Here is a 23,967-nt window from a genome sequence, read left to right as displayed (position 1 = left end):
GCCGAGACCATGAACACGCACCGCTACTGCAGCGGTCACCCGCGAATGCGGAGCTGACCGCCCAAACACCCGAATACACCAGCCAACAAAATTTTGAATCTTTTGGAGCTGCACCATGCCCATTCGCCGCTTTGCCCTCGCTGCCCTTGCCAGTGCACTGGTTATTACTGGGGCCGCCGGCCCGCTCGCCGCCGCCGAAACCCTGCTCAACGTCTCCTATGATCCAACCCGAGAGCTGTACAGCGAATTCAACGCCGCCTTCAACCAGCACTGGCAAGCTCAGGGCAACCAAGCCGTGACCATCCAGCAATCCCATGGTGGCTCGGGCAAACAGGCCCGTGCGGTGATCGACGGCCTACGTGCCGACGTGGTGACCCTGGCGCTGTCCGGGGACATCGATGAACTGCACAAACTCGGCAAGCTGATCCCGCAAGACTGGCAAACACGCCTGCCGTATGCCAGCACGCCCTACACCTCGACCATCGTGTTCCTGGTGCGCAAAGGTAACCCCAAGGGGCTGAAAGACTGGGACGATCTGGTCAAGCCGGGCGTGGAAGTGATCACCCCCAACCCGAAAACCTCCGGTGGTGCGCGCTGGAACTTCCTCGCCGCCTGGGCCTACGCCCAGCAGCAATACGGCAGCGAAGCCAAGGCTCAAGAATTCGTCGCCAACCTCTACAAGAACGTCCCGGTACTCGACACCGGCGCCCGGGGTTCGACCATCACCTTCGTCAACAACAACATTGGCGACGTGCTGCTGGCCTGGGAAAACGAAGCCTTCCTGGCGCTCAAGGAAGAGGGCGGCGACAACTTCGAGATCGTCGCACCGTCGCTGTCGATCCTGGCCGAACCACCGGTCGCGGTGGTCGACAAGAACGTCGAGCGCAAGGGCACGCGCAAAGTCGCCGAGGCCTACCTCAACTACCTGTACAGCGACGAAGGCCAGCGCCTGGCGGCCAAGCATTTTTACCGCCCACGTAACCAGACCATTGCCGCCGAGTACAGCCAGCAGTTCCCGGCGCTGAAGCTGGTGACCGTGGACAAGGACTTCAACGGCTGGAACACCGCACAACCGAAGTTCTTCAACGACGGTGGGGTGTTCGACCAGATCTACCAGGCGCAGTGAAACAACCGCTCGCGGACAGGCGGACTCGTAGACCGGGCATCCGCCCACCGGCAGAAACCACCGACCGTTTGGTGGGTTAAAGCCCAGCCAGCGCCCCTGCCAACCGACCCGGAGGACAAGCCTGTGGCGTGTCTACTCCATGTGCTAACCGAGAACCTGCCATGTCCCGCCCAACTTCCCCCGTCATACCCGGCTTCGGGCTGACGCTGGGTTACACCCTGGTGTACCTCAGTCTGTTGGTACTGATCCCCCTGGGAGCCATGTTCGTCCACGCGGCCCAGCTCACCTGGAGTGAGTTCTGGGCCATCATTTCCGCGCCGCGGGTGCTGGCGGCACTCAAGCTGAGCTTCGCCACCGCCTTCGCCGCCGCCATCATCAACGGCATTATCGGCACCCTGCTGGCCTGGACGCTGGTGCGCTACACCTTTCCTGGGCGCAAGGTGATCGAGGCGATGATCGACCTGCCTTTCGCCCTGCCCACCGCCGTCGCCGGGATCGCCCTGACTGCGCTCTATGCCCCGAGCGGCCTGATCGGCCAGTTCGCCACCGACCTGGGCCTGAAGATCGCCTACACCCCGATCGGTATCACCCTGGCGCTGACCTTCGTCACCCTGCCATTCGTGGTGCGCACCCTACAACCGGTGTTGGCCGATATTCCCCGTGAGGTCGAAGAAGCCGCGGCCTGCCTGGGCGCCAAGCCCTGGCAGGTGGTTCGCCATGTGCTGCTGCCGGCGCTGCTGCCGGCCTGGCTCACCGGCTTTTCCCTGGCCTTTGCCCGTGGCGTCGGCGAGTACGGCTCGGTGATATTCATCGCCGGCAATATGCCGATGAAAACCGAGATCCTGCCGCTGCTGATCATGGTCAAGCTCGACCAGTACGACTACACCGGCGCCACCGCCATCGGCGTGCTGATGCTGGTGGTGTCCTTCATCCTGCTGCTGCTGATCAACCTGCTGCAGCGCCAGATCGGCAAATCCTGAGGAGCGCGCCATGTCGTCTATCACCCTGACAGCGGCGGCCTCGGCCAATGCCGCGCGGCGCGGCAACGTGCGAGGGCGTCACCTATTGATCCTCGCTGCCTGGCTGGCGTTCGTGCTGTTTCTCCTGCTGCCGTTTTTGGTCGTGCTCAGCGAAGCGCTGAAACAGGGCCTGGGGACCTTCTTCGGCGCGATCTTCGAGGCCGACGCCATCTCCGCGCTGAAGCTGACCCTGCTCGCGGTGGGCATTTCGGTGCCGCTCAATCTGCTGTTTGGCGTCTGCGCCGCCTGGTGCGTGAGCAAGTACCAGTTTCGTGGCAAGAGCTTGCTGGTGACCCTGATCGACCTGCCGTTCTCGGTGTCGCCGGTGATTGCCGGCCTGGTCTATGTGCTGCTGTTCGGCGCCCAGGGCTTCTTCGGCGAATGGCTGCAGGAGCGCGATATCCAGATCATCTTCGCCCTGCCGGCCATCGTCCTGGCGACCATTTTCGTCACCGTACCCTTTGTCGCCCGCGAGTTGATCCCGCTGATGCAGGAACAGGGCACCCAGGAAGAGGAAGCCGCGCGCCTGCTGGGTGCCAATGGCTGGCAGATGTTCTGGCACGTGACCCTGCCCAATATCAAATGGGGCCTGATCTACGGCGTGGTGCTGTGTACCGCGCGGGCCATGGGCGAGTTCGGCGCGGTGTCGGTCGTCTCCGGGCATATCCGTGGCTACACCAACACCCTGCCGCTGCACATCGAAATTCTCTACAACGAGTACAACCACGTCGCTGCCTTCAGCGTCGCCAGCCTGTTGCTGATCCTGGCGCTGTTCATCCTGCTGCTCAAGCAGTGGAGCGAGTCACGCATCAAGCGCCTACGTCATAGCGACGCGGAGGAATAAGCCATGAGTATCGAAATCAGCAACGTCAGCAAGAGCTTCAATGCGTTCAAGGCGCTGAACGAGATCAACCTGAATATCCAGAGTGGCGAACTGGTCGCCCTGCTCGGCCCCTCCGGCTGCGGCAAGACCACCCTGCTGCGGATCATTGCCGGCCTGGAAACCCCGGACAGCGGCAGCGTCCAGTTCCACGGCGAAGACGTGTCGCGGCAGGACGTGCGTGATCGCAAGGTCGGTTTCGTGTTTCAGCACTATGCGCTGTTCCGCCATATGAGCGTGTTCGACAACGTCGCCTTTGGCCTGCGCATGAAACCCAAGGGCGAGCGGCCCAATGAAAACCAGATCCAGAAGAAGGTCCACGACCTGCTCGACCTGGTGCAACTCGACTGGCTCGCCGACCGCTACCCGGAGCAGTTGTCCGGCGGCCAGCGCCAGCGCATCGCCCTGGCCCGCGCCTTGGCGGTGGAGCCAAAAGTGCTGCTGCTCGACGAGCCCTTCGGCGCGCTGGATGCCAAGGTGCGCAAGGAGTTGCGCCGCTGGCTGGCGCGCTTGCACGAGGAAGTGCACCTGACCAGCGTGTTCGTTACCCACGACCAGGAAGAAGCCATGGAAGTGGCCGACCGCATCGTGGTGATGAACAAGGGTGTCATCGAACAGATCGGCGCGCCGGGCGAGGTCTACGAACAACCGGCCAGCGACTTCGTCTACCACTTCCTCGGTGACGCCAACCGCCTGTACGTCGGCGACGACCATCATGTGCTGTTCCGCCCGCATGAGATCCACCTGTCGCGTCAGGCCGAGGAAGGCCACCGGGCCGGCGAAGTGCGTGATATCCGTCCGCTCGGCGGCATCACCCGGGTAACCCTCAAGGTCGCCGGGCAGAACGAGCCGATCGAAGCCGAAGTGGCCAAGGATCACCTCAGCCTGGTCAACCTGAGCCGTGGTGAAACCCTGTACTTCAAGCCCAAGGCGGGGTAGCCAACCTCTTGGGATGGGTGGGCCAGCGCCGACGACGAGCGCCGCAGGCCCACCCGCTCCAACTCGATAAACACCGCAACGCCTGACAAGCAATTCTTGACGGCAAATTTCCGACGAAATCACTCTTTCGAGGCATGTTTGCAAGCCGAAGGCGCAGTACCCTCTTGCGGTTGATAGATATGTCCCTCTGTCTCCGCATTGCTCAAAAAAATAACAAGGAGCACCCCGGAATGCGCAACACGCCGTTATTTCGTCATATTTTTCTCTGCCTGCTCGGCCCCCTCGCCTATCTCGCACCGCTGGCTTTCGCCGAGGCGGCCAGCCAGCAGGAACAGGTCCAGGTTCAGGCCAGCCGGGCGACCAGCAGCCTGATGCTGTTACGCGGCGAAGGTTTCCAAAAGAAACACCTGAACACCCTCGAAACCGACCTGCAAGCACTGGCCGGCGCGGTGCAAAGCCTGCCGCAAGGCAGCGATGCCCTGCGCAACGCACACCAGGAACTGGTGCTGCAGATTCGTCGTGGCGTGGCCTTTGGCCCGAACGAAGCAGACATGCCCTGGCGCTACCCGGAAGAGCTGAGCAAGGCGCTGCTGGGCGCACTGCACGAAGCCCGTCAGCTGTCGCCTGAGGGCGACAGCGAGCTGGCCGCCAAGCTCGAATACCTCGCCGTGCAGTACCTGAGCCGCTCCTATCTGGGCAACTTCGAAATCGCCCGTGAGCAGACCGATACCTACCTCGGCCAGGACGAGCGCAAGCTGGTGCCCTCCATCGTTGGCGAACTGGCCACGCTGGATGCCTCCGACCTGAGCAAGCTGAAGGCCCGCTGGGAATACCTGAAAGCCGCGCTAAACGATCTGAACAGCCAGAGCAGCGCCCTGCAAAGCGTCTCCGGCCGAGCCTTTGCGCCCATGACAGTGTATCGCCATACCCGCGCGCTGAGCGCGCAGTGGATGGCGATGTAGTCGATCGACTGCAGCGCCAGCAACGCGCCCGCCCACAGGCAAAGCCACAGCAGCGCGACCATCAAAACCGAAACGCAGACCGAGGCGCAGGTTCTGCCGCGCCTGCGCCAGGCGGCCGCCCCATTGGGTGGCCGGGCAGGCGGCGGACAAGCGCCGCGTTGGCCAGCCTATCCAAACACCAAGCGATCAGCGCAGCGTCTCCAACATCCGGTAGTACCACATGCCGGCGGCCAGCATCGGGTTGCCGAACAGATCGCCGAGCGGCACCTTGATCTGTTTGCAGGCGGCGAAAGTATCGAACTGGCCGAGGGTGCCGGTCAGGGCGTTGGCCATGATCTCACCCATGATGTGGCTGGTGGCGATGCCGTGGCCGGAGTAGCCCTGGCAGTACCAGACGTTGTCCGAGAGCTTGCCGAGCTGGGGGATGCGGTTGATCACGATGCCCATGGCGCAGCTCCACTGGAAGTCGATCGCCACCCCCTTGAGCTGTGGAAAGGTGCGCTCGATGCCCGGGCGCAGTTCGGCGGCGATGTCTCGCGAGTCGCGCCCCGAGTAGTTGCAGCCACCACCAAACAGCAGGCGCTGGTCGGCGGTCAGGCGGTAGTAGTCGAGGACGAAACGACAGTCGTAGACGGCCAGGTCCTGGGGGTTGAGTTGCTCGGCCAGCTCGCCCAGCGGCGCGGTGGTGACGATGCCGCCCATGGCCGGAAAGATCATGCCCTTGAGCTGTTTCGCCTCCAGCTTGTGGTACACATCGCCGGCCAGCAGCACCTGCTTGGCGTTGACCCGCCCCCCGGCGGTGACCACCGCCGGGTTGGCGCCATGGACGATCTGCAGCACCTCGGAATGTTCGAAGATCAGCGCACCGAGGCTCGTCGCTGCCTTGGCTTCACCGATACACAGGTTCAGTGGGTGCAGGTGCATGTTGCGGGTGTTCTTCAGCGCGCCACAGTAGAGGTCGCTGGCCAGATGGTTCTGCACGCCGGCGCGATCGAGCAGGGTCACGTCGCTGGCCATGCCATGGCGCACAGCTTCAGCATGCGCGACCTCCAACTCCTGCAGATGCACCGGTTTCATCGCCGCGTGCAGGTGGCCGTGCTTGAGATCGCACTGGATAGCGTACTTCTCCACCCGGTGCTTGATGATGGCGTGCCCGCGCCAGCGCAGGTGCCAGATGAAGTCATCGACCTCCTCGCCGAGCTTGTTGCGCATCTGCTTGCGCATGGCCGAGTCGCCCGACAGGCTGCCGGTGACCTGGCCGCCATTGCGCCCGGTGGCGCCCCAGCCAATCTTGTTGGCCTCGACGATGGCCACCTTGAGGCCGCGCTCGGCCAGTTCGACGGCGCTGGCGACCCCGGTAAAACCACCACCGATGATCACCACATCGACATGCACCTCGCCCCTGAGCGGCGGGTAGTCGGTTTCCTGGTTGAGGCTGGCGCTGTAGTAGGACGGGCAGCGCTCGGCTGCGGGGATCACGGCATTGATAGCGGCGGTCATGGGCAATGTTCCTTGTCTGCAGGGTGGCAACCGCGCAGCGTTTCCTTCCCACCCCGAAATTCGGTGAGTCTCAGGCCTGGTCCGGAGGCGATCCGGTAAAAGTCCGCACGGCTGCCTGCTCGATTGCTTCGCGGCTAAAGCCCGCCCACAGATGACGGATCGTGGGAGGGGCTTTAGCCGAGAAGCTTGAAGGGATCGGATCAGGCGTTGCTCAGGTACCAGCGCCAGTCCTGCTCACCGACCTCGGCCATGAACTGACGGTACTCGGCGCGCTTGATTGCCAGGTACACGCCGAGAAACTCGTGGCCCAACGCTTCACGTGCCCAGGTTGACTGCTCCAGGGCCTGGATCGAAATCAGCCAGTCGGTGGGCAGCAACTCCTTGGCCTGGGCATAGCCGTTGCCCTCGATCGGTGCGCCCGGATCGAGCTGCTCGCGGATGCCCCGATGGATACCAGCGAGAATTGCCGCCGCTGCCAGGTAAGGATTGGCATCGGCGCCACAGATGCGGTGCTCGATATGCCGGGTAATGGCCGGCCCGCCAGGCACGCGCAGGCTCACGGTGCGGTTGTCCACGCCCCAGCTCAAAGCCAGCGGCGCGTAGCTGTTGGCCTGGAAGCGCCGGTAGGAGTTGGCGTTAGGGCAGAACAGCAACAACGAGTCGAGCAGGGTCGCCAGCATGCCCGCGACCGCCTGGCCCAGCAACGGGGTGCCGGCAGGCTGCTCGCTGGCGAACAGGTTACGACCCTGCTCGTCGGCCAGGCTGACATGCATGTGCATGCCGGTGCCGGCCAGGTGATCGAACGGCTTGGCCATGAAGCAGGCCTGCATCCCGTGCTTATGCGCAACGCCCTTGACCAAGCGCTTGTAGCGTACCGCCTGGTCCATGGCCTCGAGTGCGTCGCCGTGTTCCAGGGTTATCTCCACCTGACCCGGCGCGTATTCGGAAATCGCCGTGCGTGCCGGGATGCCCTGCAGTTTACAGGCGGCGTAGAGGTCTTTGAGAAACGGTTCGATCTGCTCCAGCTCGCGCAGGCCATAGACCTGGGTGCTGCGCGGACGGCCGCCGTCACGGTCGAGCGCCGGCTGCGGACGCCCCTGGCTGTCGCGCTGCTGGTCGAGCAGGTAGAACTCCAGCTCGCAGGCCATCACCGGGTGGTAGCCCTCGGCCTTGAGTCCATCGATCACCCGCGTCAGCAGGTGCCGTGGGTCGGCGACGGTGGCCGGCATGCCTTCGCTGGGGTGCATGCTGACCTGCACCGCGGCGGTGGGGATCTGCCGCCAGGGCATGCGGGTCAGGCTGCCGGCCAGCGGGTAGGCGCGGCAGTCTATGTCGCCAACCTCCCAGACCAGGCCAGTGTCCTCGACGTCGTCGCCGTTGATGCTCAGGCCGAGGATGGTGCTCGGCAGCGGCCGGCCAGTGGCATACACGGCAAGCAGCTCGTCGCGGTGCAGCAATTTGCCACGCGGCACGCCATTGGCGTCGAGGATGAATAGCTCGAACAGTTCGATATCGGGGTTTTGTGCCAGGAATTCCTGGGCATCTTGCACGGAGGCGAATGGCATGAGGCTCTCGTTAGCGCCAAAGGGCGCACGTCCGGTCGATGGCGGCCGGACACAATCATCGGAAGGGCTGCACACGGGTGCAGCCGACTTATTCAGACTAGAACGACAGCGCTATCCGGTGGGCGGGCATGACGGCAATGCCATAACGCCCAGAACGCGAGGATTTCAGGCAGCAACGGATTGAGCCGATCGGCGCCGAAGAACAGTCGTTCCCGTCGAGACGGAAAGAACAGGGGCCGAAACAGACAACTCAGGGGGAACTCATGACTGAAGAGGCTCGCACAGAGCCAAGTGACAGTTAAATCCGACTTTTCACATGTTCAGTTATGGCAGCGCTAAACATTCGACTCGGCTGCAGGTTAGCGGCCTGCACGCAAAGCGCCTGTGGCCAGGCGGTTGCTCTGATGCAAGGGCCGCGCCCGTGGCTGACGGTTTGCGGCATGTCCCATCGCCATGTGCGTCACCCGCCCTCGCGGCGATGCAGGCCGCAGGAAGGCGTTAGGCGCCTATGGCTCCGGCTTGTAACCCAGGCGCAAGCCGCCCCAATGGCGGCCCTGCACCTGAATCGGCACGGACAGGTCGTGCATCAGCTCGCCGGTGTCGCGCATGTAGGTCTGCAGCAGCAGGGGTTTCTGGTGACTGCCGCAACGGATGCCGGTACGGTCGTTGAACAGGCGCTTGCTGCGGCTCTTCGCCGTATCGCGTACGCGGTCGCCACTGGGCGGGTGGTTGAAGGCATTGTTGTGGGTCGGCACGTAGCCTTCCGGGGTGCTGACGATGGCAAACACCAGACCTTCGTGGCGCGCCAGCAGCGGTTCCTGCAGCGCCGGCAAGACCTGATCGGCGTAGCGGTCGAAGCGGGTCTGGTACTTGGCCGGGAAGCTGCCCGAAACCGGCTGATAGTGACGGTCGAAGAGGTCGTCGAGGCCAACCCGGCCGCCCTGGATGTCGGCCTCGAACTGGGCGGCGATGCTCGCGGCTCCTTCGCAGGCAAGGTCATAGATGCGCTGGTGATAATCGTCCAGCCCCACCGCGGCGAGCTGCTCGCTGACGGTCTCGGCCTGGCCGACCAGGCGCCCGGCGGCATCTCCCAGCTGACGGGTCTGCGCCTCGCTGGCATGCACGTCGCCGCGCAATTGCTCGACGGCGACGAACAGGCTGGCCAGACGCTCATGATTGCTCGCGGCGCCAGCGCTGATCTGCGCCACCTGGTTTTCCACATCCACGGCCAGCTCGGCGATACCGTGCAACTGCCCGCCAGTCTCCTCGACCTGCTGCGCGGTCTGATCCAGCTCACTGGCCTGTTCCTGAATATGCGCCACTACCGCCGTGCTCTGCTGGCGGATATCGCTGACCATCTGGCCGACTTCCTCGGTGGCCGTGGCGGTGCGCGCGGCAAGGTTGCGCACCTCATCGGCGACCACCGCGAAACCACGGCCCTGCTCGCCGGCGCGCGCCGCTTCGATGGCGGCATTGAGCGCCAGCAGGTTGGTCTGGCTGGCAATCGACTGGATCACCTGAGTAACCTTCTCGATCTGTTCGGTGCGGCTGCTCAGGCCGTCGATCAACTCGCGGCTGGCCGCCGTCTGCGCGCTCAAGCGCTGCATCCGGGCAATCGCCTGGAGCAACGCCTGCTGGCCGTCGGCACTGCTCTGACGCACGGTATGCGCTGCCTTCAGGGTCTGTTCGGCACGCCGGGCACTGTCCTGTTCGGTGTGGGTGATCGCGTCGGCACCCTGGCTGATCTGCTCGACCGCGAGCAACTGCGACTTCAGCTTATCGGCCAGTTGCTGCACCGCATGCGCCACCTGGGCGGCGGACAAGGCGTTATGGCAGGTGTGTTGCGACAGGTTCTGGCTCAGCTTGGCGAAATCCGTGCTCGCCGCGCTGCTTGCCGACGCCGCGGCGGCGCCACGCCGCCAGGGGCCGAACCAGGGCCACAGGGCCAGCAGCAGGAACAAGCCAATGCTCAGGTAGCCAGGCAGCTGGAATTGCTGGTAGGTGATGATCACGGCGACCAGCCCGAGTATGTGCATGACGCAGGCGGCGGGAGAGCGGGTAACGGCAGTGCTCATGACGGACCTCATCGTTTTTATTCTGGCGAAACCGGGGGCCTACTGCTTTCTTACTTGCGCAGCTGCCGCTCAAGTGCCTGAGCCGTACGCGCACTGCGGGACTATCTGCAGCAGGCGGCCGGCAGCCGGTCTCGGCAACCACCCGCGCAGCGGAGGTTGATTCGATCACGCATAGCCACGCCAGACCATGACACTTTGGTCGCACACGGCTAACCGGAAAGGCGATGGCGCTGGATAAACCCGCGGTCGAGGTAATCCTTCCAGCGCCCGAACAGTTGCCCATCGGCGCTGTAACCACGCCAACTGAGCAAGGCGCCGCCATCGCCAGTGGCAAGCAGCGCCAGACTCTGCCGTTGCGCACGATAGTCGCGCAGCGGCAAGCCACGCAGCGCCGCGTTGAGGTTGGCCGCCAGGACAGGCGCCTGACGCACCGAATACACGCCGCTCTTGCGCGCACCAGGCAGGCTGGCGCAGTCGCCGACGGCAAAAATGTGCGGATGGGAATGACTTTGCAGGGTCGCGGCGATCTGCACGAAGCCGTCTGCATCGCAGTCCAGGCCGCTCTGCGCCAGCCAGGGCAAGGCCTGTGCGCCACTGGCCAGGAGCAGGCGCGGGCCACGCCAGACCGGCGCCATCCCGCTGGTCAGGCAGTCGCCGTCGATGCGGCTGATCGGGCAGTCTTCGCGCACCCGCACGCGGCGCTGGCGCAAATGGCCGAGGGCGCGCATGCGCAGGCCCGCCGAGTGTCCGGCGAGCAATGGCCCGCGGCAGAACAGGGCCAGCTGCGGCACCTGATCGGCCAAGGCCAGGGCCAACTCGACCCCGGCCGCGCCACCGCCGAGAATTGCCAGCGGCTGCGGATCCGCCTGCCAGTTCTGCCAGCCGCTGAGAAAGTCGGCGAAGGGTTTGACCGCCAGCACCTGCATGCCAGCACCCTGTTGCGGCGGGCAGGCAACTTGACCACCGACATTCAACGACAGCCAATCGGCATTCAGGCTGCGGCCATCGGCCAGTTGCACCTGTTGCTGCACGGCAGTCAGTGTTTCGGCTGCGCCGACAATCAGCTCGACCTTGGCCGCCCGGCACAGTGGCGCCAGTTCGATCTGGCAATCGGCCGCGACGTGCCGCCCGGCCAGCAAGCCCGGCAGCATGCCCGAGTACCAGGCCTCATGCCCGGCGCTGAGCAGAGCAATGCGCCCTGGCGGCCGCTCGACCCGCGCCCAACGGCGCAGCACGCCGAGGTGGGCATGGCCGGCACCGATCAGGATTAAATCGTAGTGGCTCATGGCTGTTTGAGTCCGTCGCGGTAATGGCTGGGCGCCTGTCCGGCCCAGCGCGTGAAGGCCCGACTGAAGCTGCTGGTGTCGGCGAAACCGAGTAGGCAGGCACGCTCGCCGATCGAGCCGCGCGGGTCGCGCACATGCTGCAAGGCCAGGCTCTGACGGGTCGCGGCGAGCAGGCGGGGTTTCAGCCCGACCTCACTGCACAGCGCGGCCAGCGCATCGCCCTGCTTGCGCAGGCCGCGGGTCCAGCTGGCCAGGGTGGTGGGTTCATCAGTCATGCAGATTGGCGTGTCCGGTCAACAGGTTGGCGTTCAGGGTCCGGCGGCTGGCCGACTGTCGCGGCACAGTAGCAGCATGTTCAAGCATAGGCTGTAGGCATGTCCCTTTCTCCCACAAGTGTTGCCCAGATAAATGAGCAACAACGATCGGCGCATATTCGCCAACTGGTGATGGCGCCAGCGCTGCCGCCCGCCCAAGCATCAGGATGTCCTCGGCGCTGTATCTCGGCGGCCCAGGGGCAGCCGGCGGCGCAGACCCAGACCGCCTGAACGCGGGCGCGGTTACAGCGGCTCGCCGAGTACCGTGACTACCTGGCGAATCTGAATCGCCTGACGCTGCTGGCGCTGCGGCGCTGGTCGACTTCGACCTCAACCAGCGCTCCCTGAACAACGCGGTAACGGCATGAAGACCTGGACCTGCATCGTCTGCGGACGGGCCTATGACGAAAGCGCCGGCTGGCCGGACCAGGGCAGCGCCGCCAGCACGCCCTGGAGCGAGGTGCCGGACGACTGGCGGTGCCCGGATGGCGCGGTGAGCGAGAGCGCTTTCGACCTGCAGGACGCTAACCAGCGGCGCTCAGGGAGCCTCGACACGCAATTGCGCCTCGGCAAAAAAGCTCTCGACGCGCTCGCCGGTGTTGTCGCTGTCGGCGGCGAAGACCACCCCGAGAATGCGCTGCGGCGCGCTGCCGAAGGCGGCGATGGCGTCGGCGCGCAGATCGCGAGTCTCCGTCAGCCACTGCCCGAGCGGCGCTTCTGGACCACGCAGTGCGAGCATTTCGACCTGTTCGGTGTAGGCGCTGCGCGCATGGGTACCGGGAGCCACGCGGTTGTCCCAGACGTAGCTGAGGGTCGCCGCCGGCAAACTGGAGTCGTAGAAGGTGCGCGCCAGACGCAGCTTCTGCCGGGTCAGGAACGGCAGGCTGGCCAGCGGGTAATCCAGCAACACATAGACCCTGGCGGCATAGTCGTCACCCTCGCGGGTGGCAAAGCGTGCCTGGTCCAGGCGTTGCTCGCTGCGCCATTGCCAGCTCAGTTGCCAGGGCTGGTCGCCGGGCAGATCGAGCGGATGCAGCAAGCCGCCGGCTGCCGCGTCGGCCTGGATGCGCAAGACGGCGCGCCCGTCCTGCTCGACCAGGCTGCGCGCCGAAGGCTTGAGTTTAGGGATATCCGCCAGGCGCCAGGGCGCCGACCACTCGTCTTGCGGCGGGCCGGCGGTCCAGGGCGTCAGCGCGTTCTGCGCCTGGGCCAGGGGGGCCAGCAGCGCCAGGCCGAGCAGCAGTGCGCGCATCAGTTTCGTCTCCAGGCATGGAAACGCTCGACCCAGCGCAATAGCCGTTGCGGTGCATGGGCGCGCTTCCATTCGCCGGCTGCGTACTTGTTGGCCTCGGCCATGGTCGGGTAACTGTGGATGATGCCGATAATCTTGTTCAGGCCGAGGTTGTGCTTCATCGCCAGCACGTATTCGGCGAGCAGTTCGCCGGCATGCTCACCGGCGATGCACACACCGAGAATCTTGTCCTTGCCTGGCACGGTGAGCACCTTCACATAGCCATGGGCGGCCTCGTCGGCAATCGCCCGGTCGAGGTCGTCGATGCCGTAGCGGGTCACTTCATAGGCAATGTTCTGCGCCTTGGCTTCGCCTTCGCTGAGGCCGACCCGCGCCACTTCCGGGTCGGTGAAGGTGCAGTAGGGAATCACCCGGTAGTCCGCCTTGAAGCGCTTGAAGCCACTGAACAGCGCATTGACCGCGGCGTACCAGGCCTGGTGCGCGGCGACATGGGTGAACTGATAAGGCCCGGTGACATCACCCACCGCATAGATGTTGGGCAGGCGCGTGGCCAGGTATTCGTCGGTTTCCAGGGTACCGTTGGGGCGCACCACCAGGCCCAGCTCCTCGACCCCGTAGCCGCTGACATTGGCCACCCGGCCGAGGGCCAGCAGCAGGCAGTCGAAGGCGATGGTCACCTCCTCGCCGGTGTCGAGACGGCGGGCAATCATGCGCTGCTCGCCATCGACCAGTTCGAAGCGCTCGGCACGGTGCTGCAGGCGTACATCCACGCCGTCGGCCTGCAGGCTGGCGAGGACCAGTTCGCTGGCATCGGCATCCTCGCGCGGCATCAGGCGCTCGGCCAATTCGACCTGAATCACCTGGCTGCCGAGGCGTTGAAAGGCCTGGGCCAGCTCGCAGCCAATCGGCCCGCCGCCCAGCACCAGCAGCCAGCGCGGCTGCTCACGCAGGTTCCAGATGGTATCCGAGGTGTAGCCCTGCACCAGCTCGACACCGGGGATTTTCGGCACCAGCGGGCGCGCGCCGGCAGCGATAATGATGCTGCGGCTACTCAGGGTCTGGCCGCCCACCTCCACGGTCCAGGGCGAGGTGAGCTTGGCTTCGCCCTGGATCACCTCTACGCCTAACCCGCTGTAGCGCTCGACCGAATCGTGCGGTGCGATGTCGGCAATCACCCGCTGAATGCGCTGCATCACCGCGGGAAAATCCACGCTGCCGCGCACGCCGCTGAAGCCCAGCGCCTCGCCCTGCTTCAGCTCATGGGCCAGCCTGGCCGAACGCAGCAGCGCCTTGGACGGCACGCAGCCGGTGTTCAGGCAGTCGCCGCCCATCTGGTGCTTTTCGATCAGGCTGACCTTGGCCTTCACCGCCGCAGCGATGTAGGCACTGACCAGGCCACCGGCACCGGCGCCAATCACCAGCAGATTACGGTCGAAGGAATCGGGCTTGAGCCAGCCGGCATACACCCGCCGGGCCTGCACCAGGCCGAGCAGCTTGCGCGCAATCAGGGGGAACAGGCCGAGCAGGATGAAGGCACCGAGCAGCCCCGGCGAGAGAATTCCGCCTAGCGACTCCAGCTGACCCAGCTCGCGACCGGCGTTCACATAGACCAGCGTGCCCGGCAGCATGCCCAGCTGGCTGACCCACCAGTAGGTGCGCGCGGGCAGCCGGGTCAGGCCCATGGCCAGGTTGATCAGGAAGAATGGGAACACCGGCACCAGGCGCAGGGCGAACAGGTAGAAGGCGCCTTCGCGCTCGACCCCGGCATCGATCCCGGCCAGGCGTTGACCAAAGCGCTCACGCACCCAGTCGCGCAGCAGAAAGCGACTGCTGAGCATGGCCAGGGTCGCGCCCATCGTGGAGGCGAAGGACACCAGTACCAAGCCTTCGAGCAAACCAAACAGCGCCCCGCCGAGCAGGGTCATCAACGCCGCGCCGGGCAGCGACAAGGCCGTGACGGCGACATAGGCGAGGAAGAACAGTCCGGCCGCCTGCCAGGGATTGCTCGCGACCTGGGCGTTAAGCGCCGCCTGCTGCGCCTTGAGCGTATCCAGGTTGAGGTACTGGCCAAGGTCGAAGACAAAGAAGCTGCCGAGCAACGCCAGGATCAGGCCCATCAAGGCCAGTTTGCGACTATTCATAGATCCAGCGCCTCCAGTGCGCAGAGGCTTTGGCACAGGCTGAAGCCGGCCAGCAGAGCCTGCTGCGGTTGCTCCGCGCAGGCCCCAAGAATTCGGGAGCGATAAGACCGCGCCGCCGGGCTGCCGGCTGGCCACTGGCGGTCGAAGTCGGCAAGAAATGCGTCGTGAGCGTAGTTCAACGGCAGTGCCTCGATAAACAGACCATCGCGCTGGCAGCGATACAGCGCTGCCGGGTGTGGCGTGGTGGCGATACGGCTGACCAACCCATAGCGGCCGCCAGCAAAGTTCGGCAATCCGGCCGCGCCGTTATTGATCAACGCCGCCTGGGGTAAGTTCAACGCCACGGCCGTGCAGGTGTGACTGGTAGCCAGCACCCGGAGCCGATTGCTCGCCAGCCACTGACCCAGTTGCTGCTGACGCTCAGGCTCGGCCAGCGCTTCGCGGGCGCAATTCCAGCCGGCCAGGGACTGTTCGTCACCGTGACTGATCGCCACCCGCTGGCCGCCGACGCTGACCAGCGCAGTCGCCGGGCGGGCGGCCAGTCGCGCGGCCATGCCCGGCAAGTGGCGCACTGTCTGGTTCAGCTCGGCCTGGATGGCATTGGAACGCTGCACCAGCGCGTCGTCTACCGTGAGCGGGTAGGCGCAGCCGCAACCGGCGCCGCTGTCATGCGCACGCCCGAGTTCGGTTTCGACATTGCCGCGCAAGGCCAGGTGCCCGCTCAAGCCCTGCTCGATGGCCTGGAAAATAACCGGGTCGCGGTCGAACCAGTGGGCATCGCCGTTGAACACCGCCCGCGCACCCGGCTCGTCGGCCAGCAGGGCTTCGAACGCAACCAGCGCTTGCCGATTGCCATACAAACCACCGATCACATACAGGCTGTCGCAGTCGAACAGCGCCGGGCCAGCGAAGGCACCTGTCTCCAGGCGGTAGTCCAGCGGGCAATCACGGCCGGAACGCAGGTTCATTCTCAGGCCTCTCCGCGCGCCGGGTAACCGTTCGCGATGATGTAGTCCACCGCGCCGAGGATCTCGTCGAAATGCGGACGGGCGAACGGCATGCTGTTGATCGACGACATGTACAACGTGCCATCCGGGCGCACCAGGAACACGCCCGGCTCGGAGAAGTGCTCCGGCTCTTCGGAGCCGGGCTTGGCCGCCGAGACGAACAAGCCCCAGCGCCGCGCTTCATCGAGACTCAGGCCATAGCCGAGGCGGACCTTGTCGATCGCCCAGTTGGCCTGGGTCTTCTGTGCGCGCTCAAGGCTGTCGCAGGACAGGGCAATCACCTCGACGCCCTGGTCGGCGAAGCGCTCGACCTGGCCATTGAGTTCCTGCAAGGATTTGCGGCAGATCGGACAATGCAGGCCGCGATAGAACACCAGCAAGGTGAAGTTCTTCGGTTTATCTTGATTCAGTGTCCACTGCCCTTCGGGCATCAGCGCAGCGCTCAGGGCCGGAACAACGTGGCGAGGAAGCAGATGAGTCATGACAATCTCCTAGCGGGTTGCAGGTGAAGGGGTAAGCCCCGGCAGCAGGTAGCCGAGGATGCACAACAGCAGACCATATAGGTTAGTCCCCAAAAGCAGGGCGTACTTGCCATCACCGATTGCCCAGCTGGACGGTATCCAGCCGACGGCCAGCGCCACGCCCAATAGCAGGCCGCACCAGAAGCTCAGGTGAAAGCCCAGCCGGGTCGGCCGCACCAGGCCATGCAGGATGAACACCGGCGCCAGGCCGATGACCATGGTGCCGCTGATGGTAGTGGCCTTGAGGATGTCGGTGCCGGCAATCATCGGCAGGTTGCCGAACAAGGCAAACAGCACCATCACCGCCATGCCCACGCCTATGGCCTTCTGCCCCAGGTCACGGCCGGCCAGCTTCGGCAATTCGCGGCCGGCCAGTTTGGCCAGGCTGGAGAAGGTCGAGTCCAGGGTCGAACCGGCGGCCGAGACCATCACCACCGTCATCACCATCAGCGCGCCGATACCCAGGGTCTTGGCCAGGGCCGCCGGCACGTTGTCCGAAGCGGCCAGGCCAGTCAGTTGGGCGTGCACGCCGATCAGGCTGAAGGCCAGAATGGCGAAAAAACCCAGCACCCCGGCGATCACAAAGGAGCGGCGCATGGTTTTCTCTTCACTGATAAAGCCGCGGTCGGTCAGCACCGGGTCGTGAAAACCGTAGCTGAAGGCTTGCAGGCCGGCGACCAGGAGCAGATCGACACCGGCATTCAGCCCCCAGTGACTGGTGCTGACCAGCTCGGCAGGCGAATGTTGCGGCAGCACCAGGCCGAGCACCCAGATCAGCGCGACGATAAAGATCGCCGCCTGCGCCGCGTCGGTAAGGATCGAACTGCGCAGCCCGCCGCGCAGGCTATAGGCCAGGGTCACGGCGGTAAACAGCAGCGCGGCGCCGATGAATTCAAGGCTGCCGGAGTCACCGTAATAACCACCGACCACCGCGGTGTTGCTCCACACCTCGTTGAACAGGCGGATCAGGATGGCCGCGGAAAACGCCAGGGCAGCGCCACGGCCGTAGTGGCTGCTGAGAAAACTCACCAGCCCGGTGGCGGCGAAGCGGCGGCGCAGGCGGTAGATGACGAAGCCGGTAAGCGGGATCGACAGCCAGTACATGGCGTAAGCCAGGCCGCCGACCAGGCCGTAACTGGCGCCCAGGTTGGCGGCGTTGGTCACCGACTTGGCGAAGATCCAGCTGATGAAGATGCTCGAAGTCAGCAACCAGGGCGCGGCACTACGGCCCTGGCTATCCTCGCCATTGAAGAAGCCGCCGAGGGTCACGGCGCGGGGCGCCAGCGCCAGCATCAATACGCCGTAGGCCAGCAGAAAACCCCAGAAAAACAGCCCGGTGATACTGGTGGGTTGCATAGATCAATCCTTATTGAGCAGAACACTGCCGGGGTGTCAGACGTCCTGGGAATCCAGGGCACCGCTGCAACTGGAGCCCTGCCCGGCGGTGCAGGCAAAACAGTGATCGCGGGTGACGATGGGGTTGCCATCCAGGTTGGCGCCAAGCAGGTCGCGCAGGTGCGGACGTTGACGGCCGATCAAGCGGCCCTGCAGCTCAAGTGGCAAATCGAGCATCTGGTTGAAGTCGCAGTCGTACAGGTAACCCTGCCAGTCGACGCTGACCAGGCTGCGGCACATCAGCGCTTCGATATTTTCCGGGCGGTAGCTGTCGCGCAGTAACTGCATGTAAGTATTGAACTGGCCCTTGCTGACCAGGGTGCTGCCGAAACGTGCGATCGGCTGGTTGGTGATGCACAGCAAGTGGTTGAACTGAATGCCGAAGTCTTCGGCCAGGTGAAGTTTGTAATCGGCCTCCAGCGCGGCTTGCGGCGGCGGCAGGCTCGCACCTTGCGGGTTGTACACCAGATTGAGCAGCAAGCCGCTGCCGGGCTGGCCATAGCCCAGGGCATTAAGCTGTTGCAGGCCCTTGATGCTGGCATCGAACACGCCATCGCCGCGCTGCTTGTCGACGTTATCGCGCGAGTAGCAGGGCAAGGAGGCGCTAACCTCAACGCCCTGTTCGGCGAGAAAGACGGCCAGGTCTTCATAGCCCGGCTCGCTGAGAATGGTCAGGTTGCAGCGGTCGATCACCCGCAGCCCCTCGCGTCGCGCATGCTGGACAATCTCGCGGAAGCGCGGATGCATCTCCGGCGCGCCGCCGGTCAGATCCAGGGTGTGCACCGGATGGGCATCGATCACCTGATGCAGCAGCGCCAGGCTGTCGTCGGTCATCGCCTCGCTGCGGGTCGGCCCGGCGTTGACGTGGCAATGCAGGCAACGCTGGTTGCAGCGATAAGTCAGGTTGATCTGCAAGGCTTCCAAGTGGCCGCGGCGCAGCGCCGGAAAAGCCAGTTGGTCGAGCAGAGGCAGCATGGCGTGCACAGCGAGTCTCCTTGGGTGAATGCCGGTGGCGTGGTTCTGCTTGATTAGAGTGCAGAGCGAAGCCGGCGTTACAAGGCGCCGCGCCGGATGGCCCACTATAGTAACCGGCGCGCCCCCTGCCAGCCGTGCTTATGCACGGACATTTGCTAGGCTGCCGAGACTGGCCACTGCGGCAGCGTGACACCTATAGTCGCGTTCCACTACTCACAGGAGAAGACGTCCATGCAACGCTGGGTATTCGCCTTTATCGCCGGTTTTCTCGCGGTGATCTGTTTTCATCAACCGCTGCTCGGCCTGCTGCACGCCTACGGCGTGGTGCCCTTCGCGCCCTTCTCCATTGCGGCCACCGCGCCGCTGCAGGTGCCCGCCTGGCTGTCGGCGTGCTTCTGGGGTGGTCTCTGGGGAGTACTGATGGTCGCCGCATTGCGCTGGCAGGAGGGTAAGCCGGTGCCCTGGCTCAAGGGCCTGTTGTTCGGCGGCATCGCCCTGACCACGGTGGCGCTGCTGGTGGTGTTCCCGCTCAAGGGGATGGGCTTTGATCCGGCGCAATTGCCGGGGCGCTTTCTGATCGGTTTCCTGCTCAATGGCGCCTGGGGGGTCGGCACCCTGATCTTCATCCGCACCTTCCAGGGCCGTTAACGGCGCGGCACCGCCTCCGCGGGCAGGCGCACAATCACACCAGCCCGCTAGCCCGTTAGCCCGTTAGCCCGTTAGCCCGACGAAAAAATCCCAAAAAAAGACCCGCCAAAGCGAGTCTTTTTTCCAGCGTCGTTTACGCCAGTTCGTCGAAGCACTCTTCGATGATCGCCAGGCCCTTGTCCAGTAGGGCGTCTTCGGCGGTCAGCGGCACCAGCACCCGCAGCACGTTGCCGTAGGTGCCGCAGGACAGCAGGATCAAGCCCTTGTCGCGCGCCTTGGCGACAATCTGACCGGTCAGCGTGGCATTCGGTTTATGCAGATCGCCGTCCTCGCACAGCTCCATGGCGATCATCGCGCCCAGAGCGCGCACCTCGCCAATGCTCTTGTGCTTGGCGGCGATGGCTTCAAGACCGCTGACCAGGCGCTCGCCGACTGCCTGGCAGCGCTCCAGCAGCTGCTCTTCCTCGAACACCTGCATCACCGCCAGCGCCGCGGCGCAGGCAATCGGGCTACCGGCGTAGGTGCCGCCCAGGCCACCCGGAGCGATGGCATCCATGTACTCGGCCTTGCCGCACACGCCCGCCACCGGGAAGCCACCGGCGATGGATTTGGCGAAGGTGGTCAGGTCGGCGGCCACGCCCATCTGTTCCATGGCGAAGAAGGTGCCAGTACGCCCGGCGCCGGTCTGCACTTCGTCGGCGATCAGCAGGATGCCGTGCTGATCGCAGAGGCCGCGCAAACGCTGCATGAAGGCTTTTGGCGCAATATAGAAACCGCCCTCACCCTGCACCGGCTCGATGATGATCGCGGCGATATCGCGCGGCTCGGCGTCGTTCTTGAACACCCGCTCGATGCTGGCGATGGCGTCGTCGACGCTGACCCCGTGCAGCTCGCAGGGGTACTGGGCGCGGAACACACCGCCGGGCATCAGGCCCATGCCGGCCGAGTAAGGCGCAACCTTGCCGGTCAGCGAGAGGGTCATCATGGTGCGACCGTGGTAAGCGCCGGTGAAGGCGATCACCCCGGCACGGCCGGTGGCGGCGCGGGCGATCTTCACCGCGTTCTCCACCGCTTCGGAGCCGGTGGTGACCAGCAGGGTCTTCTTGGCGAAGTCGCCCGGCACCTTGGCGTTGATCTTCTCGCACAGCTCGACGTAGGGCTCGTAGGCCAGCACCTGGAAGCAAGTGTGGGTCAGCTTGGTCAGCTGCTGCTGCACCGCGGCGATGACTTTCGGGTGCAGGTGGCCGGTGTTGAGCACCGCGATGCCGCCGGCGAAGTCGATGAACTCGCGGCCCTCGACGTCGATGACCGTGGCGTTTTCTGCGCGGTCGGCGAAGATCGGGTGGATCTGGCCCACGCCACGGGGGACGGCGGCGGTGCGGCGTTGCATCAGGGATTCGTTGGTCTTGCTCATAATGTCCTCATTCGCCGCTCATCGGTCGGCGTGGTTCAAGGATGAAATGACCGGGTAAGCGCGGCAGCAGCATACGATGATCGACTGCTACAGCCCTCCCGGCCACGGGGGAATAATTCGTTTGCCTGACCGATACACCACTCTCACGGAGCGTAGCGAGCGAAGGTCAGGCGGGGCCGGGAAAAAGCACAGTTGGCTTTTGCCAATGAGCATTTTTCCCGGCCTGGCCAACGCAGCATCAGCGAAGCGCAGTAGCGACCGACTAGATGCCCAGGCAGAGGTATTTGATTTCCAGATAGTCCTCAATGCCGTACTTCGAGCCTTCGCGGCCGAGGCCAGACGCCTTGATGCCACCGAACGGTGCCACTTCATTGGAGATCAACCCGGTATTGACGCCGACCATGCCGTATTCCAGGGCTTCGGCCACGCGGAACACGCGACTCATGTCGCGGGCATAGAAGTAGGAGGCCAGACCGAATTCGGTGTCGTTGGCCATGGCGATCACCTCGGCCTCGTCCTTGAAGCGGAACAGCGGCGCCAGTGGGCCGAAGGTCTCTTCCCTGGCCACTGCGGCGTTGCTCGGCACGTCGGTGAGGATGGTCGGTTCGAAGAAGCTGCCACCCAGGGCGTGCGGCTTGCCACCGGTGAGCAGCTTGGCCCCCTTGCTGATGGCGTCGGCGATGTGTTCCTGGACCTTGGCTACGGCCTTGTCGTCAATCAGCGGGCCGGTGGTGGTGCCTTCGTCCAGACCGTTACCGATCTGCAACTTGGCCACCGCGACTTTCAGCTTCTCGGCGAAGGCGTCATATACGCCGTCCTGGATATACAGGCGGTTGGCACAGACGCAGGTCTGGCCGTTGTTGCGGTATTTGGAGATCAGCGCGCCTTCGACCGCCTTATCCAGGTCGGCATCGTCGAAGACGATAAAGGGTGCGTTACCGCCCAGCTCCAGGGACACCTTCTTGATGTCCTTGGCGCATTCAGCCATCAGCTGGCGACCGATCTCGGTCGAGCCGGTGAAGCTCAGCTTGCGCACGATCGGGTTGCTGGTCAGCTCGCCACCGATGTCGCCGGCGCTGCCGGTGACCACACTCAAGACGCCTTTCGGAATACCGGCGCGCTCGGCCAGGACCACCAGGGCCAAGGCGGAGAACGGCGTCTGCGAAGCCGGCTTGATCACCATGGTGCAACCGGCGGCCAGGGCCGGGCCAGCTTTACGGGTGATCATCGCCGCAGGGAAGTTCCATGGGGTGATGGCCGCGGTCACGCCGATCGGCTGCTTGAGCACGATCAGGCGCTTGTCCGGCTGATGGCCCGGAATCACGTCGCCATAGATGCGCTTGGCTTCTTCGGCGAACCACTCGATAAAAGATGCGGCGTAGACGATTTCGCCCTTGGCTTCGGCCAGCGGCTTGCCCTGTTCCAGGGTCATCAGGCGGCCGAGGTCGTCCTGGTTCTCGATCAGCAGTTCGAACCAGCGGCGCAGCTTGTTCGAACGCTCCTTGGCGGTCAGTGCGCTCCAGGCCGGCAAGGCACGGTTGGCGGCTTCGATGGCACGGCGGGTTTCCGCGGCGCCCATCTTCGGCACGCTACCGATGACTTCGTTGGTGGCCGGGTTGGTGACCTTGATGGTCTGGCCGCTGTCGGCGTCCAGCCAGGTGCCGTCGATATACGCCTGTTGGCGGAACAGCTGGGTGTCTTTCAATTGCATGACCTTCTCCTTCTCATCGCGACACCCAGGCGTCGGACGGTTGTTGTTGGCACGACGGGCAGGCGGCCATATAAAGATGTTTGGACGGGCACGATGCTGTGCTCTATCAATTTTCGCCAATCGGTCTGCCTAAGATTGATCCGGACTGCACAGAGTTCCGAACGGTTTCAGCAAGATCGTTTGAAATCTCAAACGAATCCTAGGGTCATGAGGGGTAAAGGGCAATAGTCTGTTCGAAAAAATTAACGACCCATCCGATCAAGGGCTGTTCTGGCGATCACTCACGACTAACCCGCTGCGGTTGTGCGCAATCACACACAATGCCACCAGCATGGACGCCCGCGCGCGAGATGCGTATGATTGCGCCGCGCTGCACCAGTAGCTCAGCTGGATAGAGTACTGCCCTCCGAAGGCAGTGGTCGTGGGTTCGAATCCCGCCTGGTGCACCATATAAAACAAGGCCTTAGGTGAAAACCTAGGGCCTTTTGTTTTGGGCTGTGCCAATTCTGTGCCTAAACCGTGCCTTAACCCGAAGCACTTCCCAAACCCCTCGCCGAAAAATGACCACTACCCTTCATATAAGGAAGGAAACCTCCATCACTGGTCATACTCGTTCAGCTTGTGTCGTCATTGGCGCCAGCATCCCACTCACGCCCGCTGTTAGCTGGTCGTGACGCTGGAGGCAAAACGAATCTGCCGCCGAGACAGAGCGCCACCAAAGCTCGACAGCTTGAGAGCTAAAGCTGAATGGAAAATGTCCGGCGCCCAGAGAACGAAAATCCTTTTCCCCTGCAACTAGCTGGTCAAAAACTCGCCCCTTTTTTTTGCTGCCGAAGGTAGCGTCCAGGACCTTGAGCGTGAATTACGCCACAAAGACAAGGCGCTGGCCGAAAAGGCCGCGTTGCTGGCGCTGCGAAACTAGCTCAACAACTACTAGGAACCGACAACGAGGACAACTGCCGTCTTTGCTGGAACGGCAGTTACTCGTGGCGTGGTTGGCCGAAGCCATTGCAGCAGGAACCAGAAAAGTCAGGGTTTATCAGGAGGTCGGTCTGTCGCGCAGAACCTTGCAGCGCTGGATCGAAGCAGACGTTATCGAGGCTAATGCCCGAACGACGACCGTGCGATCAGTGCTGCGCAATGCGTTGAGCGAGGTCGAGCGACAAGCGACCGTGACGCTGCGCAACATTCCGCCCGTCACCCAGGTGAAAACCCAGCCCGTAGACCTGCACTAACC

At 64.1% G+C, this 23,967-nt stretch carries 19 protein-coding genes, 1 tRNA gene and 2 pseudogenes; 9 read left to right on the top strand and 13 right to left on the bottom strand.

The genetic code is table 11. The features are described 5' to 3' along the window. Nucleotides 1-115: 115 nt before the first annotated feature. The 5 genes from B2D37_RS19760 (at nucleotide 116) to B2D37_RS19740 (ending at nucleotide 4,926) form a co-directional block, all read left to right on the top strand. Complete coding sequence (locus B2D37_RS19760; RefSeq protein ID WP_079204305.1) at nucleotides 116-1,126, top strand: sulfate ABC transporter substrate-binding protein; 1,011 nt, start codon at nucleotides 116-118, stop codon at nucleotides 1,124-1,126. A gap of 161 nt (nucleotides 1,127-1,287) precedes the next feature. Continuing rightward, nucleotides 1,288-2,106, top strand: a complete 819-nt coding sequence (gene cysT / locus B2D37_RS19755; RefSeq protein WP_079204304.1) for a sulfate ABC transporter permease subunit CysT — start codon at nucleotides 1,288-1,290, stop codon at nucleotides 2,104-2,106. Nucleotides 2,107-2,116: 10 nt separating this feature from the next. Beyond that, nucleotides 2,117-2,989, top strand: a complete 873-nt coding sequence (cysW, locus tag B2D37_RS19750; protein WP_079204303.1) for a sulfate ABC transporter permease subunit CysW — start codon at nucleotides 2,117-2,119, stop codon at nucleotides 2,987-2,989. 3 nt (nucleotides 2,990-2,992) lie between these two features. Further along, complete coding sequence (locus tag B2D37_RS19745; protein WP_079204302.1) at nucleotides 2,993-3,964, top strand: sulfate/molybdate ABC transporter ATP-binding protein; 972 nt, start codon at nucleotides 2,993-2,995, stop codon at nucleotides 3,962-3,964. 230 nt (nucleotides 3,965-4,194) lie between these two features. Beyond that, nucleotides 4,195-4,926: a hypothetical protein gene (locus B2D37_RS19740; protein ID WP_079204301.1), complete on the top strand. Its 732-nt coding sequence runs from the start codon at nucleotides 4,195-4,197 to the stop codon at nucleotides 4,924-4,926. A gap of 186 nt (nucleotides 4,927-5,112) precedes the next feature. Here B2D37_RS19740 and B2D37_RS19735 read toward each other — a convergent pair whose 3' ends face one another. The 5 genes from B2D37_RS19735 to B2D37_RS19715 form a co-directional block, all read right to left on the bottom strand. Further along, complete coding sequence (locus B2D37_RS19735; protein ID WP_371915462.1) at nucleotides 5,113-6,414, bottom strand: NAD(P)/FAD-dependent oxidoreductase; 1,302 nt, start codon at nucleotides 6,412-6,414, stop codon at nucleotides 5,113-5,115. Nucleotides 6,415-6,626: 212 nt separating this feature from the next. Next, nucleotides 6,627-7,991, bottom strand: coding sequence for a glutamine synthetase family protein (locus B2D37_RS19730; RefSeq protein WP_079204299.1), 1,365 nt, complete (start codon nucleotides 7,989-7,991; stop codon nucleotides 6,627-6,629). A gap of 506 nt (nucleotides 7,992-8,497) precedes the next feature. Beyond that, nucleotides 8,498-10,027: a methyl-accepting chemotaxis protein gene (locus tag B2D37_RS19725; RefSeq protein WP_371915461.1), complete on the bottom strand. Its 1,530-nt coding sequence runs from the start codon at nucleotides 10,025-10,027 to the stop codon at nucleotides 8,498-8,500. Between the two features lie 248 nt (nucleotides 10,028-10,275). Continuing rightward, complete coding sequence (locus B2D37_RS19720) at nucleotides 10,276-11,352, bottom strand: FAD-dependent oxidoreductase (protein ID WP_079204297.1); 1,077 nt, start codon at nucleotides 11,350-11,352, stop codon at nucleotides 10,276-10,278. Beyond that, nucleotides 11,349-11,627: a helix-turn-helix domain-containing protein gene (locus B2D37_RS19715; protein WP_079204296.1), complete on the bottom strand. Its 279-nt coding sequence runs from the start codon at nucleotides 11,625-11,627 to the stop codon at nucleotides 11,349-11,351. Before B2D37_RS19715 ends, B2D37_RS19720 begins: the two co-directional genes overlap by 4 nt. Nucleotides 11,628-12,030: 403 nt before the next feature. Between B2D37_RS19715 and B2D37_RS19710 the strand changes: the two are divergent. Next, nucleotides 12,031-12,165, top strand: a pseudogene (locus tag B2D37_RS19710) (rubredoxin); the annotation flags it as partial. A 39-nt stretch (nucleotides 12,166-12,204) separates the two neighbouring features. Here B2D37_RS19710 and B2D37_RS19705 read toward each other — a convergent pair. Genes B2D37_RS19705 through arsS form a run of 6 tightly spaced genes read right to left on the bottom strand, consistent with a single transcriptional unit; the run spans nucleotide 12,205 to nucleotide 18,957 of the window. Then, nucleotides 12,205-12,918, bottom strand: a complete 714-nt coding sequence (locus B2D37_RS19705) for a DUF3047 domain-containing protein (protein WP_177345250.1) — start codon at nucleotides 12,916-12,918, stop codon at nucleotides 12,205-12,207. Further along, the gene (locus B2D37_RS19700; RefSeq protein WP_079204294.1) at nucleotides 12,918-15,059 is read right to left on the bottom strand and encodes an FAD-dependent oxidoreductase; all 2,142 of its coding nucleotides are present in this window, start codon (nucleotides 15,057-15,059) and stop codon (nucleotides 12,918-12,920) included. Before B2D37_RS19700 ends, B2D37_RS19705 begins: the two co-directional genes overlap by 1 nt. Beyond that, nucleotides 15,056-16,027, bottom strand: a complete 972-nt coding sequence (locus B2D37_RS19695) for a hypothetical protein (protein ID WP_079204293.1) — start codon at nucleotides 16,025-16,027, stop codon at nucleotides 15,056-15,058. Before B2D37_RS19695 ends, B2D37_RS19700 begins: the two co-directional genes overlap by 4 nt. A gap of 2 nt (nucleotides 16,028-16,029) precedes the next feature. Further along, nucleotides 16,030-16,548: a redoxin domain-containing protein gene (locus B2D37_RS19690; protein WP_079204292.1), complete on the bottom strand. Its 519-nt coding sequence runs from the start codon at nucleotides 16,546-16,548 to the stop codon at nucleotides 16,030-16,032. Nucleotides 16,549-16,557: 9 nt separating this feature from the next. Then, nucleotides 16,558-17,943, bottom strand: coding sequence for a sodium:solute symporter (locus B2D37_RS19685; RefSeq protein ID WP_079204291.1), 1,386 nt, complete (start codon nucleotides 17,941-17,943; stop codon nucleotides 16,558-16,560). A gap of 36 nt (nucleotides 17,944-17,979) precedes the next feature. Beyond that, nucleotides 17,980-18,957: an arsenosugar biosynthesis radical SAM (seleno)protein ArsS gene (gene arsS, locus B2D37_RS19680; protein ID WP_218190399.1), complete on the bottom strand. Its 978-nt coding sequence runs from the start codon at nucleotides 18,955-18,957 to the stop codon at nucleotides 17,980-17,982. A gap of 231 nt (nucleotides 18,958-19,188) precedes the next feature. Between arsS and B2D37_RS19675 the strand changes: the two genes are divergently transcribed. Then, nucleotides 19,189-19,605 (top strand): hypothetical protein, encoded by a 417-nt coding sequence (locus tag B2D37_RS19675; protein ID WP_079204289.1) that lies wholly within the window; start codon nucleotides 19,189-19,191, stop codon nucleotides 19,603-19,605. 133 nt (nucleotides 19,606-19,738) lie between these two features. Here B2D37_RS19675 and gabT read toward each other — a convergent pair whose 3' ends face one another. Together gabT and gabD are read right to left on the bottom strand one after the other, a co-directional pair. After that, complete coding sequence (gene gabT / locus B2D37_RS19670; protein ID WP_079204288.1) at nucleotides 19,739-21,019, bottom strand: 4-aminobutyrate--2-oxoglutarate transaminase; 1,281 nt, start codon at nucleotides 21,017-21,019, stop codon at nucleotides 19,739-19,741. Nucleotides 21,020-21,281: 262 nt separating this feature from the next. Then, entirely contained in the window at nucleotides 21,282-22,730 is a 1,449-nt protein-coding gene (gene gabD, locus B2D37_RS19665) for an NADP-dependent succinate-semialdehyde dehydrogenase (protein ID WP_079204287.1), read from the bottom strand. Between the two features lie 372 nt (nucleotides 22,731-23,102). On the opposite strand from gabD, the gene B2D37_RS19660 reads away from it, so the two are divergent. Further along, nucleotides 23,103-23,179 (top strand) — tRNA-Arg (locus tag B2D37_RS19660). 392 nt (nucleotides 23,180-23,571) lie between these two features. Then, a pseudogene (locus B2D37_RS23865) lies at nucleotides 23,572-23,923 on the top strand (IS3 family transposase); the annotation flags it as partial. Nucleotides 23,924-23,967: the final 44 nt, after the last annotated feature.

The sequence above is a fragment of the Pseudomonas sp. CC6-YY-74 genome (assembly GCF_002025205.1).
GTDB lineage: Bacteria > Pseudomonadota > Gammaproteobacteria > Pseudomonadales > Pseudomonadaceae > Aquipseudomonas > Aquipseudomonas paeninsulae.
This window is presented reverse-complemented; position numbering and strand designations above follow the sequence as displayed.